General features: G+C 62.0%; 16 protein-coding genes. 12 read left to right on the top strand and 4 right to left on the bottom strand.

The genetic code is table 11. The features are described from left to right. The first annotated feature begins 25 nt into the window (after positions 1-25). From ACTCHC_RS07485 to arsC, 4 genes are all read left to right on the top strand, one after another. Positions 26-2,104, top strand: coding sequence for a DEAD/DEAH box helicase (locus ACTCHC_RS07485; RefSeq protein WP_463021860.1), 2,079 nt, complete (start codon positions 26-28; stop codon positions 2,102-2,104). An 87-nt stretch (positions 2,105-2,191) separates the two neighbouring features. Then, on the top strand, positions 2,192-2,530 hold the full coding sequence (locus tag ACTCHC_RS07490) for a DUF952 domain-containing protein (RefSeq protein ID WP_463021861.1): 339 nt from the start codon (positions 2,192-2,194) through the stop codon (positions 2,528-2,530). Continuing rightward, positions 2,531-3,583 (top strand): quinone-dependent dihydroorotate dehydrogenase, encoded by a 1,053-nt coding sequence (locus ACTCHC_RS07495; protein ID WP_463021862.1) that lies wholly within the window; start codon positions 2,531-2,533, stop codon positions 3,581-3,583. It abuts the gene before it with no gap. Beyond that, positions 3,580-4,005: an arsenate reductase (glutaredoxin) gene (gene arsC, locus ACTCHC_RS07500; RefSeq protein ID WP_463021863.1), complete on the top strand. Its 426-nt coding sequence runs from the start codon at positions 3,580-3,582 to the stop codon at positions 4,003-4,005. Before ACTCHC_RS07495 ends, arsC begins: the two co-directional genes overlap by 4 nt. On the opposite strand, the gene ACTCHC_RS07505 is transcribed toward arsC, so the two are convergent. Continuing rightward, the gene (locus tag ACTCHC_RS07505) at positions 3,972-4,484 is read right to left on the bottom strand and encodes a PaaI family thioesterase (protein WP_463021864.1); all 513 of its coding nucleotides are present in this window, start codon (positions 4,482-4,484) and stop codon (positions 3,972-3,974) included. The genes arsC and ACTCHC_RS07505 overlap by 34 nt on opposite strands. Beyond that, positions 4,481-4,918, bottom strand: a complete 438-nt coding sequence (locus tag ACTCHC_RS07510; protein ID WP_463021865.1) for a PaaI family thioesterase — start codon at positions 4,916-4,918, stop codon at positions 4,481-4,483. The genes ACTCHC_RS07505 and ACTCHC_RS07510 overlap by 4 nt, the downstream gene beginning before the upstream one ends. 104 nt (positions 4,919-5,022) lie before the next feature. On the opposite strand from ACTCHC_RS07510, the gene ACTCHC_RS07515 reads away from it, so the two are divergent. The 8 genes from ACTCHC_RS07515 to ACTCHC_RS07550 all read left to right on the top strand — a co-directional run bounded on the left by ACTCHC_RS07515 (position 5,023) and on the right by ACTCHC_RS07550 (position 13,545). Next, positions 5,023-6,171, top strand: coding sequence for a putative manganese transporter (locus ACTCHC_RS07515; protein ID WP_463021866.1), 1,149 nt, complete (start codon positions 5,023-5,025; stop codon positions 6,169-6,171). A gap of 62 nt (positions 6,172-6,233) precedes the next feature. Further along, the gene (locus ACTCHC_RS07520) at positions 6,234-6,599 is read left to right on the top strand and encodes a MerR family transcriptional regulator (RefSeq protein ID WP_463021867.1); all 366 of its coding nucleotides are present in this window, start codon (positions 6,234-6,236) and stop codon (positions 6,597-6,599) included. A gap of 144 nt (positions 6,600-6,743) precedes the next feature. Then, positions 6,744-7,142, top strand: coding sequence for a MerR family transcriptional regulator (locus ACTCHC_RS07525; protein WP_463021875.1), 399 nt, complete (start codon positions 6,744-6,746; stop codon positions 7,140-7,142). A 34-nt stretch (positions 7,143-7,176) separates the two neighbouring features. Next, the gene (locus ACTCHC_RS07530) at positions 7,177-8,955 is read left to right on the top strand and encodes an acyl-CoA dehydrogenase C-terminal domain-containing protein (RefSeq protein WP_463021868.1); all 1,779 of its coding nucleotides are present in this window, start codon (positions 7,177-7,179) and stop codon (positions 8,953-8,955) included. Positions 8,956-8,971: 16 nt separating this feature from the next. After that, entirely contained in the window at positions 8,972-9,184 is a 213-nt protein-coding gene (locus ACTCHC_RS07535) for a hypothetical protein (RefSeq protein ID WP_463021869.1), read from the top strand. Between the two features lie 268 nt (positions 9,185-9,452). After that, positions 9,453-10,091: a glutathione S-transferase family protein gene (locus ACTCHC_RS07540; protein ID WP_463021870.1), complete on the top strand. Its 639-nt coding sequence runs from the start codon at positions 9,453-9,455 to the stop codon at positions 10,089-10,091. Between the two features lie 11 nt (positions 10,092-10,102). Continuing rightward, complete coding sequence (locus ACTCHC_RS07545; protein ID WP_463021871.1) at positions 10,103-11,314, top strand: acetyl-CoA C-acetyltransferase; 1,212 nt, start codon at positions 10,103-10,105, stop codon at positions 11,312-11,314. A gap of 38 nt (positions 11,315-11,352) precedes the next feature. After that, positions 11,353-13,545 (top strand): 3-hydroxyacyl-CoA dehydrogenase NAD-binding domain-containing protein, encoded by a 2,193-nt coding sequence (locus ACTCHC_RS07550; protein WP_463021872.1) that lies wholly within the window; start codon positions 11,353-11,355, stop codon positions 13,543-13,545. On the opposite strand, the gene ACTCHC_RS07555 is transcribed toward ACTCHC_RS07550, so the two are convergent. Continuing rightward, a complete protein-coding gene (locus ACTCHC_RS07555; protein WP_463021873.1) occupies positions 13,542-14,153 on the bottom strand; it encodes a Hint domain-containing protein in 612 nt (203 codons plus the stop codon). The two genes, ACTCHC_RS07550 and ACTCHC_RS07555, sit on opposite strands and share 4 nt — an antisense overlap. Positions 14,154-14,417: 264 nt before the next feature. Next, positions 14,418-15,037, bottom strand: a 620-nt coding sequence (locus ACTCHC_RS07560; protein WP_463021874.1) for an NAD(P)-dependent oxidoreductase, incomplete at its 5' end; no start/stop codon positions are given.

Below are 15,037 nucleotides of genomic sequence, written 5' to 3' on the forward strand. Positions count from 1 at the left end.
GAACCCCACGGACAGAGCTTACCAGATGATTCAGTCACTTTCCGACGCCCTTGCCCAGCGCGGCTATGACACGCTGACCGCCGTTCAGCAGGCCGTCACGGCCCCCGAACTGCAAGACGCGGACCTTCTGGTATCGGCGCAGACCGGATCTGGCAAAACCGTTGGCTTTGGGCTGGCCATCGCCCGCACCCTTATGGGCGATGCCGAAACGCTGGGTCCTGCCGCTGCACCGCTGGCCCTTGTCATCGCGCCCACGCGCGAACTGGCCCTGCAGGTGATGCGTGAACTGGCCTGGCTTTATGCCAGGGCGGGCGCGCGGCTGGCCTCCTGTGTCGGTGGTATGGATATGCGTGATGAACGGCGCGCCCTGGAACGCGGCGCCCATATCGTTGTGGGAACGCCGGGCCGGCTGCGCGACCACATCCAGCGCGGCTCGCTGGACATGACAGGCCTGCGCGCGGTCATTCTGGACGAGGCCGACGAGATGCTGGATCTGGGGTTCCGCGAGGATCTGGAATTCATGCTGGGCGCCGCCCCGGCCGACAGACGCACATTGATGTTTTCGGCCACCGTGCCGCCGATGATCACCAAGCTGGCCAAACAATACCAGCGTGACGCGGTGCGCGTCTCGACCCAAAGCGGCACCAGCCAGCATGCCGACATCACCTATCAGGCCGTGCAGGTCGCCCACTCGGATGCCGAAAACGCCATCATCAATGTTCTGCGCTTTCACGATGCCCAGAACGCCATCGTCTTTGCAAACACGCGCGCTGCGGTGAACCGTCTGATGGCCCGTTTTGCCAATCGCGGTTTTGCCGTGGTCAGCCTGTCGGGCGAGTTGAGCCAGACCGAACGCACCCACGCGCTGCAGGCCATGCGCGACGGTCGCGCGCGGGTCTGCATTGCGACCGATGTCGCCGCGCGCGGCATCGACCTGCCCAATCTGGAACTGGTTATCCATGCCGACCTGCCATCGAACCCCGAGGCCCTGCTGCACCGCTCGGGCCGAACCGGGCGCGCAGGCCGCAAGGGTATCTCGGCGCTGATCATTCCGCCCAGCGCTACCAAAAAGGCGGAACGGCTGTTGAAATTCGCCAAGATCCAGGCCGAATGGATCGCCCCGCCTTCGGCCGAGGAAATTCTGCGCCGTGACGAAGAACGCCTTCTGGCCGATCCCGTATGGGAGGCCGAAATCACCGACGAACAGGCCGATTTCGCCGCCCGCCTACTGAAACTGCATTCGCCCGACAGGATCGCCGCAGCCTATCTGCGTCTCTATCGTGACCGCCAGTCGGCCCCGGAAGAACTGGCGGCCCCCGGTGGCGCCCCGAATCCGAAAGAACGCAAACCCTTTGGCCCCAGCGTCTGGTTCGCCATGTCGGTTGGCCAGAAAGACCGGGCCGAGGCGCGCTGGCTGCTGCCGCTGTTGTGCCGCGCGGGAAACCTGCGCAAAGAGGCGATCGGCGCCATTCGGGTGCAGCAAGCCGAAACTTTCGTCGAGATTGAACAGTCCAGCGTCGCGGGCTTTCTGGCCAGGCTGGGCAAGGACGGCACCCTGGAAGAAGGCGTCACCATTCGCCAGCTTGACGGTGTTCCCGATGCCGTGACCCCTGCACAAAATACCCGCCCGGCCTATCGCGATTCACGCCCCCCCGCCGATGCAATGCCCGCAAAAGACCACGATGCAACCCCGGCGCACGCACCCGCCCCGCCCCCTGCCCGCGACGACGCACCCGCCCCGCGCAAACCGGCCCGCGCACAACAAGGCTGGTCGCCCGACGGCTCTGCACCGGGGAAACCCGCCCGCGCCATGGATGCCGACAGCACCGCACCACGCCGCGCCCGTCACGATAAGCCCGCTGATACGCGCGCGGCCCCCGCAGGACCGATGCCCGGTGTCGAAAAATACCGAAAGCCAAAGCCAGCCGGCAAACCCGCAGCCAAGCCGGCAGGCAAGCCCGGTGGAAAACCCCCGCGCGCGAAATCAAACGCGGCGGATACGTCAAAGCGCTTTGTTCGCCCCGGCAAGCCGGACAAACCGAAAACCGGCCCGGGCAAACGCAAGCCCCGCACCGACGGCGGCAAGGAACCGCCACGCCGTTAACCGCTTCAAGCCTGCCGTCATACGAAAATCCCCGGCACCCGCATCGGCGACATTGACCGCAGCGCGGTCAACGGGCATGTGAGTGCCATGCTGATTTTCAAGATATTCCGGCGCGCCGAATGGGATGCGTTTTGCAGCGCGGGCGAAACACAGGGTGCGCCGGTCGATCTGGCCGACGGGTTCATCCATTTTTCGACGGCGGGTCAGGTGAGCGTGACCGCCGCCAAACATTTCGCGCAGGAAAGCGATCTGGTGCTGCTGGCCTGTGACACAGGGGCCTTGGGTGACGCGCTGCGTTGGGAACCGTCGCGCGGCGGCGCGCTGTTTCCGCACCTGTATCGGCCCTTGCGGCGGTCCGAGGTGCTGTGGGACAAATCCCTGCCGTTGGGCGCGACCGGCCATATCTTTCCCGAAGGGGTCATCTAGATGATCGAGCAGCTTGGACTTTGGGCATTGCATCGGCTGGACCCGGAACTGGCGCATGGTCTGTCGTTACGGGCGCTGAACGCGGGGCTGGTGCCCCTGCCCGGCCCTGTGACGTCGGCCCGGCTGGCGACCGATATCGCCGGACTGGCCTTGCCCAACCCGGTTGGCCTGGCGGCGGGCTATGACAAGAACGCAACCGCATTGCGGCCCCTGGCACGATCGGGTTTCGGCTTTGTCGAAGTGGGCGCAGCCACCCCGCGCCCACAGCCCGGCAATCCGCGCCCGCGCCTGTATCGGCTGAGCGAAGATCAGGCCGTGATCAACCGCTTCGGGTTCAATAATGATGGCATGCAGGCCATCGCCGCCCGGCTGGCGGCGCGCCCCAAAGGCGGCGTGATCGGCCTGAATCTGGGCGCGAACAAGGACAGCGCCGACCGCGCGCAGGATTTCTCGCAGGTGCTGACGCAATGCGGCCCGTATCTGGATTTCGCGACCGTAAATGTATCGTCGCCCAACACCGAAAATCTGCGCGATTTGCAGGGCAAGGCCGCGTTGTCGGCATTGCTGGGCGGCGTCATGGCCGCGCGGGGCGCGCTGGCCCGGCCGATCCCGATCTTCCTCAAGATCGCGCCCGACCTGACGGATGCCGAACTGGCGGACATCGCCGATGTGGCAAGGGCCGCCGGGCTGGACGCAATCATTGCCACCAACACCACTCTGGCCCGTGACGGGTTGTACAGCCGCCATGCCGCTGAAAAAGGCGGGCTGTCCGGCGCGCCCCTGTTCGAGAAATCAACCCGCGTTCTGGCCAAGCTGTCTGAAGTGACCCAGGGCCAGATCCCGCTGATAGGCGTGGGCGGCATCGGATCTGCGGAAGATGCCTATGCCAAGATCCGGGCCGGTGCCAATGCGGTGCAACTGTATTCGGCGATGGTTTATCAGGGCATGTCCCTTATCCCGCGTATCATCCGGGGGTTGGATGCGTTGCTGGCCCGCGACGGGTTCGATACCGTGGCGCAGGCTGTGGGCGTCGATCGAAAGGACTGGCTATGAGCGATGTGATCATCTGGCATAATCCGCGCTGCTCCAAATCGCGCGAAACACTGGCCTTGCTGCATGATCGTGGTATCGCCCCTGTGGTGCGCAGATATCTGGATGACGCGCCCAGCCTTGATGAACTGCGCGCGGCCCGGCACCAGTTGAACCTGCCCGCCCTCCATCTGATGCGCGTGAAAGAGGCCCGCTTTGCCGAACTGGGGCTGTCGGGCGCCGAAGACGACGAAACCTTGCTGCGCGCCATGGTGGAAAACCCGGTTCTGATTGAACGCCCCATGGTTTTCGCGAATGGCAAGGCTGCCATCGGCCGACCACCCCAGGCCGTTCTGGCACTGATCCAGGGCCGCCGCACGACAACCGATAATCCGGCCACGCCCGCCCCTGATCAGTGTCCGTCAGGCCCCGGCATCAGAAAATGACCGGTCGCCTGCGCGAACAGCCGGGTCGGACTGTCTTGCCAGGCCTCGACATGAACGCTGGCGAAACGTCTGCCGCTGCGGTTGATCCGCGCCCGCGCATAGGCATCGCGCGGCAGGCCCGAACGCAGGAAATCAACTGAAAAGTCTATCGTCTTTGGCAACCGCGGCAGGGCGCCAGCCGCCAGTTGTCCCGCATCGGGCACGCCGCGCTCCATCTGCTCCCACACTGTTGACCAGCCCAGTTCGATGATCGCCGTCACCTCCAGAAACGCTGCGGTCACACCGCCATGCAGTGCCGGAAGCATCGGATCGCCGATCAGGCCAAAGTCGAAAGGCAAAATGGCGGTCAGTTCCTCGCCGCGCTGATCGAACTTGATACCCAGAAACCGGATATAAGGAATTTCCTGAACAAGATTGCGCAGCGCCGTTTCGCGCAGCACGCGGGTGGCGGGGGGCCTGCGCGAGATATTCGAACTCATTTGCCTGATCCCTCTGCAAAGGTGACGGCAAAGGTGCCGGTGGCTGTCGCAACCGGGTTTTCGGCATCGTCATCAACCGCGGTGGCCCGCACGAAGGCAACGGTATGGGTTATGTGATAGCATTCCGCACGCGCCCGGATGGCCTGCCCCGGCGTGGCCGAACGCATATAGTCGATCCGCAAGCCCAGCGTGGCCGTCGAAATCGGCGACATGTCATGCACCATGACTGACGTTCCGCAACATGTATCCAGCAAGGTGGCAACAGCTCCGCCGTGGATAACGCCGGTGCTGGGATCCCCGACCAGATGCGCAGCATAGGGCAGCGCCATCTCTGCGATGCCGTGTTCGCGCGTGCCAAGCTCGATCGACAGCGCCGAGGCATGCGGGCAAGGTCCATGCGCCAGATCCTCTTCGGTGAATTCATAATCGCTCATTGCACATTTCCTTTCGCAGATCGGTTTATTGGGCCTTGCTATTCGCGCATCAAGCCCTAATTATGCAATTGATAATAATTCGCACAATCAAACAGGATTGCATCATGCCACCCCACTCGTCCAATCCCGCGTTGCCGGCGGCGTCGGATATGCCCGCGAATATCGGGCCGTTTCGCGCTGGACGACTGATCGTGGTGCTGGCAATCGCTGTGCTTGCCTGCTTTCCCGGGCCGCTGGGAGAGACAACCCGATCGCAACTGATCGACGCATTCACCCAGGTGTCTGTCTTTGTCGCAGCCACATTGATGCTGTTTTACGGCGCCGAGCGGTTTTTCAAGTTCAACATCGGGGCGCTGATGGAAAGCTCGAAAATGTGGCAGGTTCCCATCGCGGCCTTTCTGGGCATGACGCCGGGCTGCGGCGGTGCCGTGGTGGTGGTGGCTGCATATTCTTCGGGTCATGTCGGCATGGGCGCCATGGTGGCAACCCTGACCGCGACCATGGGCGATGCCGCCTTCCTGCTGATCGCGACGCGGCCCGAAACCGCCGCGGTGGTCTTGCCGATGTCCTTTGTCGTCGGGGTCTTGTCGGGCTGGCTGGTTGACAGGTTCAATCCGATCAGAATCGAACAAGCCGCTGCATCCTGCGCGATTGCCCCCCGCATTGGCCGCATCAAACCCCTGCACTGGGTTTATCTGGCGCTGGCGGTCCCCGGATTGGTTGTCGGCGCGGCTCAGATCGCGCAGGTTTCGCTCGACTCGGTTCTGGGTGTGCCGGTGTCCTGGATCGCGCTGGCCGGTATCGCGGCAGGGCTGGCAATCTGGGCTACCTCCCCCGTGCAGGCGATGACCCATCCCGATGATGCCCCCCCCGCACGTGCCGCCGAAGAAACCAGTTTCATCTCGATCTGGGTCATCGGGGCCTATCTGGCCTATGAATATGCCGCGACCTTTGCCGGGCTTGATCTTAAACACCTGTTCCAATCCATCGCGCCGCTGTTGCCGCTGATGGGCGTTGTCGTTGGGTTCATTCCGGGCTGCGGGCCGCAGGTTCTGGTCACGACCTTATATGTGAACGGCATGATCCCCTTCGCGGCACTGCTGGGAAATACGATATCGAATGATGGCGACGCCCTGTTTCCCGCAATCGCGCTGAACCCGCGCGCCGCTATTCTGGCGACTGTCTATTCGTCGATCCCAGCGTTGTTGCTGTCCTACCTGTTCTTCTTTTTGGCACCCGGCTTCATGAACTGATTTGCGTGCTGCGCCTGATATGGTTACCGTAAGGTCATTGTCAGACACCGTAGGAGGAAACGGTGACGGAACAGGCCTTGAATTTCAAGGAAATGTGCACCCGCTTCGACGTCACGCCGCGGACGCTGCGATATTACGAATATATTGAACTTCTATCGCCCCAGCGCGATGGACGTAACCGAACCTATACCGCGCGCGAAATTGCCCGCATGACCCTGATCCTGCGCGGTCGGCGTTTCGGATTCAGCCTGGAAGAAATCCGGCAATGGCTGGAAATCTATGAGCGTCAGGGCACAACGGCACAAAACCAGGCATGGGTGGAACTGGCCGCGCGCAAGCTGGAAGAACTGCGCACCGAACACAGTCAGCTTGGCGAAACGATAGACGACCTTCAAAAACTGCACGACACCATCGCTGCGCAGATATGACAGCATGACAGATACCGGGGCGATGCGCCCCTGATCACGATATGGACAAGATGTGACGTGACGTCTTGTTTACGTGCACGTCAACTTTAGCTGTATAGTGGCTATAAGCCCTGCAGATTCTTGTGTGACCAAGTGGTATGAATGATGAATGACGATCAGTTGACGATCCGACAGATGTGTGAAGCCTTTGATGTCAGCCCCCGCACGCTGCGCTTTTATGAATCAAAGGAATTGTTGTCGCCGATCCGCCAGGGCCAGAAACGCCTGTTCACCCGCCGCGATCGCGCGCGCCTGAAACTTATCCTGCGCGGCAAGCGTTTTGGTTTCAGCCTCGAAGAAATCCGTCAATTGCTTGACCTGTATGACACCGGCGACCAGCAGGAAACGCAACTGCGCCGCACATATGACATGGCGCTGGAACGCCTGAAAGACATGGAACGCCAGCGCGACGAGCTTTCGGAAGCGATCAGCGACCTGAAAGAACAGCTTGCCTGGGGCGAACAGCAACTGGCTGCCTATGCCCAGGCCCGCGCCGCCAACTAGATTGCCACCGCCGCACAAGATTTGGGAGGATCAGATGCCGACATATACCGCCCCGACCCGCGATCTGCAGTTCGTTATGCACGATCTTCTGAAGGTCTCCACGGCCGACATCACCGGTTACAACGAATTGGAACCCGAGTTTACCGCCGCCGTGCTGGACGAGGCCGGCAAACTGGCCACAGAGGTGCTGGCGCCGCTGAACGCGGTCGGCGACACGCAGGGCTGCATGCTGGAGAACGGCGTGGTGCGCACACCCGAAGGTTTCAAACAGGCCTATGACCAGATGAAGACCGGTGGCTGGATGGGTCTGGACTGCGATCCCGAATATGGCGGCCAGGGCATGCCCTATGTGCTGAACACGGCCGTGGGTGAAATCTTCGTGTCGGCCAATATGGCCTTCAACATGTATCAGGGCCTGACGCATGGCGCCTATTCCGCCATCCACACCCATGGCACCGATGACCAAAAGGCGACCTATCTGCCCAAAATGGTCACCGGCGACTGGTCCGGCACCATGAACCTGACCGAACCGCATTGCGGCACCGATCTGGGCATGATGCGCACGAAGGCCGAACCGCAGGCGGATGGCAGTTACAAGATCACCGGGCAAAAGATCTTTATTTCCGCCGGTGAACACGACCTGACCGACAATATCATCCACCTGGTGCTGGCCAAGGCGCCGGGCGGCGGCGAAGGCACCAAGGGCATATCGCTGTTCATCGTGCCCAAATTCATGGTCAATGCCGATGGCACCCTGGGCGATCGCAACACCGTGACCTGTGGCAATCTGGAAGAAAAGATGGGCATTCACGGCAATGCCACCTGTGTAATGAATTATGACGGCGCCACGGGCTTTCTGCTGGGCGATCTGCACAAGGGCATGCGCGCGATGTTCACCATGATGAACGAAGCCCGCGTCGGCGTCGGCCTGCAAGGCTATGCCCAGGCCGAGGCCGCCTATCAGAACGCGCTGGCCTATGCCCGCGACCGCCTGCAAGGGCGTGATGTCAACGGGACGAAAAATCCCGACGGCCCTGCCGATCCGATCATCGTGCATCCTGATGTGCGCCGGATGCTGATGGACCAGAAATCCTTTGTCGAAGGTGCCCGCGCCCTGACCTTGTGGGGGGCGCATCTGATCGACCGCTCGCACCGGTCGGGTGATGCGGATGCCGAAGGGCTGATTTCCCTGCTGACCCCCGTCATCAAGGGTTTTCAGACCGACAAGGGGTTTGAAATGGCCGTATCGGCCCAGCAGGTCTTTGGCGGCCATGGCTATATCGAAGAAAACGGTATGTCGCAATTCGTGCGCGACGCCCGGATCACGCAGATTTACGAAGGGGCCAACGGCATTCAGGCGCTGGATCTGGTGGGGCGCAAACTGGCCCAGGATGGCGGCAAGCACGCCATGGCATTTTTCGAAATGGTCAAGACATTCATCAAGGAAAACGACAGCAACGCGGCGCTGAAACAGGGCTTTCTCGACCCCCTGAAACAGGCATCGAAAGACCTGCAGGCCGCAGCGATGTATTTCATGCAGAACGGCATGAAAAATCCCGATAACGCGCTGGCCGGCGCCAATGATTTCATGCACCTGTTCGGCCATGTCTGCATGGGGCTGATGTGGGCGCGCATGGCCGCAGCCGCACAGGCCGCCCTTGACGGTGGCGCCTCTGACACCGACTTCTATGAAACCAAGATCGCGACCGGGCGCTATTACATGGCACGGCACCTGCCCGCCACCACGATGCATCTGGCCCGCATTCAAAGCGGCGCCGATACGGTGATGGCCTTGGACGCCGCCAGTTTCTGACCCTGAAAGGGACAAGATGCCCAAACGTTTCCGCCTGACCCGCCGCTTTCCGGTCGCCATGACCGAAGACGGCTATCGCCGCCTGAAACGCTTTGCCCAGCAATCGGGGCTGGATGAGGGCGAGGCTTTGTCCTTCCTGTTCGAAAACTTCGATTCCGTGATCGACGAAGAAACCTTTGGCCATCGCCTGCGGCTGTTCAACTCGGAACTGGAGGCCCGCAAGAAATGAGCGCCCGCCCGGCCCCTGCGTTGCGCCGCCTTCGGCGAGAGTATTTGGACCAAGAAGATGGGGCATGTCCGCCCTGCCATCCGGCACGCAGATCGGCGGGATGGCAGGGCATCTCCTTGGGCGGTCATCGGCTCTCCAGCCTGTACCGCATCCCGACATTGCCCGCATCAAGGTTAACGGCCGGTTATCATCGCTGCCATGTCTTATCTTCTTGGCAAAAATACTCAAATTCCCCGCCCTGATCACAAGGCGGACCATCGGAGGAAACATGACCATCAAACTTCTTTGCTTTGGCGAAAGCGGCAATTCCTACAAGGCGGCGCTGACCCTTCAACTGGCGGATGCCGACTGGGAGCCGGTCTATGTAGATTTCTTCAACGGTGAAACCCGCACGCCCGAATACCGCGCCATGAACATCATGGGCGAGGTGCCGGTGATGATTGATGGCGATGTCACGCTCAGCCAGTCGGGGGTGATCCAGGATTATGTGTCATCGAAAACCGGCAAGTTCGGCGGCCGCAGCGCGAATGAGCGGCGCGATGTGCTGCGCTGGGTGTTCTGGGACAATCACAAGATGTCGTCGCAATGTGGCCTGTTGCGCTATCTGATGAACTTCGTGCCCGCCGAAAAACAGCCCGCCGGTGTCATCGACTGGCTGAAACCCCGGCTGACCGCCGCCTTCAAGACGCTGGACAGCGCGCTGGACGGAAACGACTGGCTGGTGGGCGATGCACCCACCATCGCGGATTTCGCCTGTTGCGGCTATCTGTTCTATCCCGAACCTTTCGGCTTTGACCGCAAGGATTACCCGAATATCGACGCCTGGCTGGATCGCATCGCCGCCCTGCCCGGCTGGAAACATCCCTATGACCTGATGCCCGGATCGCCTGCCGACCGTGGCCTGTAAAGGAGGTTCTTATGACCGATGCCTTTATCTATGACGCCATCCGAACCCCGCGCGGCAAGGGCCGTGCGGACGGCGCCCTGCACGAGGTCACATCCGTCCATCTGTCGGCGGGTGTGCTCAACACGATCAAGGATCGCAACAATCTGGACACCACCGCGATCGAGGATGTGATCTGGGGCAATGTCACCCAGGTCGGCGAACAGGGCGGCTGCCTGGCGCGCAGCGCGGTTCTGGCCTCGGATTTTGATCAGCAGGTGCCGGGGCTGTCGATCAACCGCTTTTGCGCCAGCGGGATGGAGGCCGTCAACCTGGCCGCCAATCAGGTGCGCGGAGGTGCCGGGCGGGCCTATGTCGCGGGCGGGGTCGAAATGATGGGGCGCGTGCCAATGGGCAGCGATGGCGCGGCAATTGCCGTCGATCCGTCGCTGGCGATGAAAACCTATTTCGTGCCCCAGGGCATTTCGGCCGATATCATCGCCACCGAATACGGGTTTTCGCGCGATGATGCCGATGCGCTGGCGGTGGAAAGCCAGCGCCGCGCCGCCCATGCCTGGGCGCAGGGCCGGTTTGACAAATCCGTGGTGCCGGTAACGGATGTGAACGGCCTGCCGATCCTGACGCGCGATGAATACATGCGCCCGAACACCGATATGCAGACGCTGGGCGCGCTGAAGCCCGCCTTCAAGGATCAGGGCGAGGTGATGCCCGGTTTCGACAAGGTCGCACTGCTGAAATATCCGCATCTGGAGCGGATCAACCATATCCACCATGCCGGTAATTCCAGTGGTATCGTTGACGGGGCGGCGGCCGTATTGATCGGTAATGCCGAATTTGGCCGCGAATACGGGCTGAAGCCGCGCGCGCGCATCCGCGCCACCGCCAAGATCGGCACCGATCCGACGATCATGCTGACCGGGCCGGTGCCGGTGACGCAAAAGATCCTGCGCGATAGCGGTATGGCCATTTCCGACATTGACCTGTTCGAGGTGAACGAGGCCTTTGCTTCGGTCGTGCTGCGCTTCATGCAGGCCTTTGATGTCGATCCATCCGTGGTCAACGTCAATGGCGGGTCGATCGCCATGGGGCATCCGTTGGGTGCCACCGGGGCGATCATCATCGGCACCTTGCTGGATGAGCTGGAGCGCACAGATAAACAGGTCGGTCTGGCCACGCTGTGCATCGCATCCGGCATGGGGGCCGCCACGATCATCGAACGGGTCTGACACCCGCGTCGAAGCCATTTATTCAGGGAGGAGCCAAGATGGCCGAATTCCACTATACCACCGATGCCGATGGCGTGGCCACGATCATCTGGGACGTGCCGGGCAAAAGCATGAACGTGATGTCGCTGGCCGGTTTTGCCGAACTGGACGGGTTCATTGATACCGCCCTGGCCGATCCGGCCGTCAAGGGTATCGTGCTGACCTCGGGCAAGCCCGATTTCGCCGCTGGCATGGATTTGAACGTGCTGGCCCGCATGCGTGATGAGGCAGGCGACAACCCCGCCGCCGGGTTGTTTGACGGCATCATGAAAATCCACGCCATCCTGCGCAAGATCGAGCGCGCCGGGATGGATGCCAAGACCAACAAGGGCGGCAAACCCATTGCCGCCGTTCTGCCCGGCACGGCCCTTGGCATCGGGCTGGAAATTCCGCTGGCCTGTCACCGTATCTTTGCCGCCGATAATCCTAAGGCCAAGATCGGCCTGCCCGAGATCATGATCGGTATCTTCCCCGGCGCGGGCGGCACCACGCGGCTGGTGCGTAAACTGGGCGCGATGGCGGCCGCACCCTTTTTGCTGGAGGGCAAGCAAAGCAGCCCCGCACAGGCCAAATCGGCCGGTCTGATTGATGAGGTATCCGCCGACCCGCTGGCCGATGCGCGGGCTTGGGTCTTGTCGGCCACGGATGCCGATATTGTGAAACCTTGGGACGCCAAAGGATACAAGATGCCGGGCGGCACCCCCTATCAACCCGCCGGTTTCATGACCTTTGTCGGGGCAAGCGCCATGGTCAACGCCCAGACCCAAGGCGCATTCCCGGCCGCCAAGGCGCTGTTATCGGCGGTCTATGAAGGGGCGCTGGTACCCTTTGATGCCGCCCTGCGGATCGAGGCGCGCTGGTTCACCAATATCCTGATGAACCCATCCTCATCCGCGATGATCCGGTCGCTGTTCGTCAACAAAGAGGCGCTGGAAAAAGGTGCCGTGCGCCCCGCCGATGTGCCCGATCAGAAGGTGCGCAAACTGGGCGTTCTGGGCGCGGGCATGATGGGGGCCAGCATCGCGCTGGTCGCGGCACAGGCGGGGATCGAGGTCGTGCTGATCGACCGCGATCAGGCCGCCGCCGACCGCGGCAAGGCCTATAGCGCCGATTACATGGACAAGGGCATCGCCCGCAAAAAGGCGACGCCCGAAAAGAAGGACGCGATGCTGGCGCGCATAACGGCGACCACCGATTACAGCGCGCTGAAGGGCTGCGATCTGATCGTCGAAGCGGTGTTTGAAGACCCCAAGGTAAAGGCCGAGGTCACCAAACTGGCCGAGGCCGCAACCGATGCGACCTGCATCTTTGCCACCAACACATCGACCCTGCCGATCACCGATCTGGCAAAGGCCAGCAGCAGGCCTGATGAATTCATCGGCATCCATTTCTTTTCGCCGGTCGAAAAGATGATGCTGGTGGAAATCATTCGCGGCAAGGGCACAGGCGACCGCGCCGTGGCCAAGGCGCTCGATTTCGTGCGTCAGCTGCGCAAGACGCCGATCGTGGTGAACGATGCGCGGTTCTTTTACGCCAATCGTTGCATCATCCCCTATATCAACGAAGGTATCCGCATGGTGGCCGAAGGGGTAGAGCCTGCTTTGGTGGAAAATGCGGCCAAGTTGGTCGGGATGCCGCTGGGGCCGCTGCAACTCGTCGATGAAACCTCGATTGATCTGGGGGTCAAGATTGCCAAGGCCACGAAACTGGCGATGGGAGACGCCTATCCCGATGGCGCGGTGGATGAGGTGCTGTTCTGGATGGCCGATCAGGGCCGCTTGGGCAAAAAGGCCAATGCTGGCTTTTACACTTATGACGCGGCGGGCAAGCGCGAAGGGTTGTGGGATGGGCTGGAAGGCCGCTATCCGGTGGCGGACACGCAACCCGATCTGACCCATGTGCAGCACCGCCTGCTGATGGCGCAGGTGCTGGAGGCGGTGCGGGCGCTGGAAGATGGCGTGCTGACCGATATCCGCGAAGGCGATGTGGGCGCCATCCTCGGCTGGGGCTTTGCGCCGTGGTCGGGTGGCCCGTTCGGCTGGCTCGATATCATCGGCGCAGCGCGTGCGGTGGAAATCTGCGACGCCCTGACCCAAAGCGAGGGCGCGCGCTTTGCCACACCAGACTTGCTGCGTGACATGGCGGCGTCGGGTAAGACGTTCTATGGCAAGACGGCCCGCAAGGCTGCCTAACCTTGCCGGTGCTGCTCTGCCCTGCGCAGAGCAGCACCGGCCTCTTCGGCCATAAGGCAAACAATCATGTGCTGCGCCTGCGCCAGCGAACAGATGCTGTAATCGCGCGCCTGCCAATCGCTCTCGGCCAACGCATCCCCCGCACAAGACAACAAGACGCCCCGGCTGGCATAAATCACCTGATGCCGCACAAAGCGCAATTGCACTGCGGCCAGCAGGGGCGGCGGCCGGCACCGCTCTATGCCTCGCCACCCCTCAAGCGCCCGTGCCGGGATCAGCGCGAAAGGATCGCCAAAGAGATCCTCGGCACAATCTGACTCGATCAGCACCTTCTGCTCGGGCAGCAGCAACACCTCTTCGCGGTTGTCCATCGCCCACGGCGGAATTCGCAGAGGCCAGAATTCCGGCGGCGGGTCTTCCAAAGACAGCGTCAGTGCCTGAGACACCGTTTGATTGCCACTATCAAAGGTCATCACCTGCGCACCAGTTTGTAGATCGCCCGCGGGCCGCCAACCTTCGGGTGTGGCAATCGGTGTCGTGGCAAGAATTCCCTCGGCCACCACCGAAGGTCCGTCCTGCCCCGCCCCAGCGGACATCGGCCAGATCATCGCAAACGCCCCATCCGCACCCCGTCTTCCCTGGCACAGAGCCAGTGTGTTCAGCCCTGTTCCATCCGGACGGCCAGCCCAAGGCATGCCGTGGGCAAAACCAAGGCAAATCGCTGAAAAATCCTGCGTCTGGTCAGAGCTATCCTTCGGTAGAAGCCAGAAAGCGGCCCTGCCCACTGGCAGTGGGGCTTGCCAAATACTCCCCGCGGAGCGTCCGCAGATTTGGATTTAACCCGGCGGCGGGCGCCTTCGGGCGCGGGCCACCTAGACAGGGTTTGGCAAATCCCGACCTTCGGCAAATGCGATCAGGTTGTCGACCGCCATCATCCCCATATTGCTGCGCACCTCGAGAGCGGCGGTGCCCAGATGCGGCAGCAGAGTCACGTTTTCCAGCGCCATCAGCGCCGGATTGATCTGCGGCTCAAACTCATAGACATCAAGCCCCGCCCCGGCGAGACGGCCGCCGATCAGTGCTTCGGCAAGCGCCGCCTCATCCACCACATCGCCCCGACTGATGTTGACTAGGATGGCGTGTGGCCGCATATGGGCCAGCGTGCTTGAGTTGACCAGATGATGCGTCTCCTTGCCACCCGGCACTGCCAAGACCACGACATCTGCGGCCATGGCTTCGGCCAGTGTCACTTGCCTTGCAGGCACGCCCGCATCAGCCACGGGTGAACGGTTGAAGAACAACACGTCCATACCAAAGCCTGCCTGCGCGCGGCGCGCAATCGCTTTGCCGATACGACCCATACCAATGATACCAATCCGCTTGCCAGAGACATGCATCCCCAGCATCTGCGTCGGATGCCACCCCTCCCATGACCCGGCGCGCACCATCCGCTCGCCTTCACCGGCCCGGCGCGCGGTCATCAACATCAGCG

The sequence above is a fragment of the Actibacterium sp. genome, from assembly GCF_055134745.1.

Excerpts from the sequence above, each read along its gene's own strand:
- ACTCHC_RS07485 (WP_463021860.1), top strand. The coding sequence starts at position 26 with ATGATTCAGTCACTTTCCGACGCCCTTGCCCAGCGCGGCTATGACACG.
- ACTCHC_RS07490 (WP_463021861.1), top strand. The coding sequence starts at position 2,192 with ATGCTGATTTTCAAGATATTCCGGCGCGCCGAATGGGATGCGTTTTGC.
- ACTCHC_RS07495 (WP_463021862.1), top strand. The coding sequence starts at position 2,531 with ATGATCGAGCAGCTTGGACTTTGGGCATTGCATCGGCTGGACCCGGAA.
- arsC (WP_463021863.1), top strand. The coding sequence starts at position 3,580 with ATGAGCGATGTGATCATCTGGCATAATCCGCGCTGCTCCAAATCGCGC.
- ACTCHC_RS07505 (WP_463021864.1), bottom strand. The coding sequence starts at position 4,484 with ATGAGTTCGAATATCTCGCGCAGGCCCCCCGCCACCCGCGTGCTGCGC.
- ACTCHC_RS07510 (WP_463021865.1), bottom strand. The coding sequence starts at position 4,918 with ATGAGCGATTATGAATTCACCGAAGAGGATCTGGCGCATGGACCTTGC.
- ACTCHC_RS07515 (WP_463021866.1), top strand. The coding sequence starts at position 5,023 with ATGCCACCCCACTCGTCCAATCCCGCGTTGCCGGCGGCGTCGGATATG.
- ACTCHC_RS07525 (WP_463021875.1), top strand. The coding sequence starts at position 6,744 with ATGAATGACGATCAGTTGACGATCCGACAGATGTGTGAAGCCTTTGAT.
- ACTCHC_RS07530 (WP_463021868.1), top strand. The coding sequence starts at position 7,177 with ATGCCGACATATACCGCCCCGACCCGCGATCTGCAGTTCGTTATGCAC.
- ACTCHC_RS07535 (WP_463021869.1), top strand. The coding sequence starts at position 8,972 with ATGCCCAAACGTTTCCGCCTGACCCGCCGCTTTCCGGTCGCCATGACC.
- ACTCHC_RS07540 (WP_463021870.1), top strand. The coding sequence starts at position 9,453 with ATGACCATCAAACTTCTTTGCTTTGGCGAAAGCGGCAATTCCTACAAG.
- ACTCHC_RS07545 (WP_463021871.1), top strand. The coding sequence starts at position 10,103 with ATGACCGATGCCTTTATCTATGACGCCATCCGAACCCCGCGCGGCAAG.
- ACTCHC_RS07550 (WP_463021872.1), top strand. The coding sequence starts at position 11,353 with ATGGCCGAATTCCACTATACCACCGATGCCGATGGCGTGGCCACGATC.
- ACTCHC_RS07555 (WP_463021873.1), bottom strand. The coding sequence starts at position 14,153 with ATGATCTGGCCGATGTCCGCTGGGGCGGGGCAGGACGGACCTTCGGTG.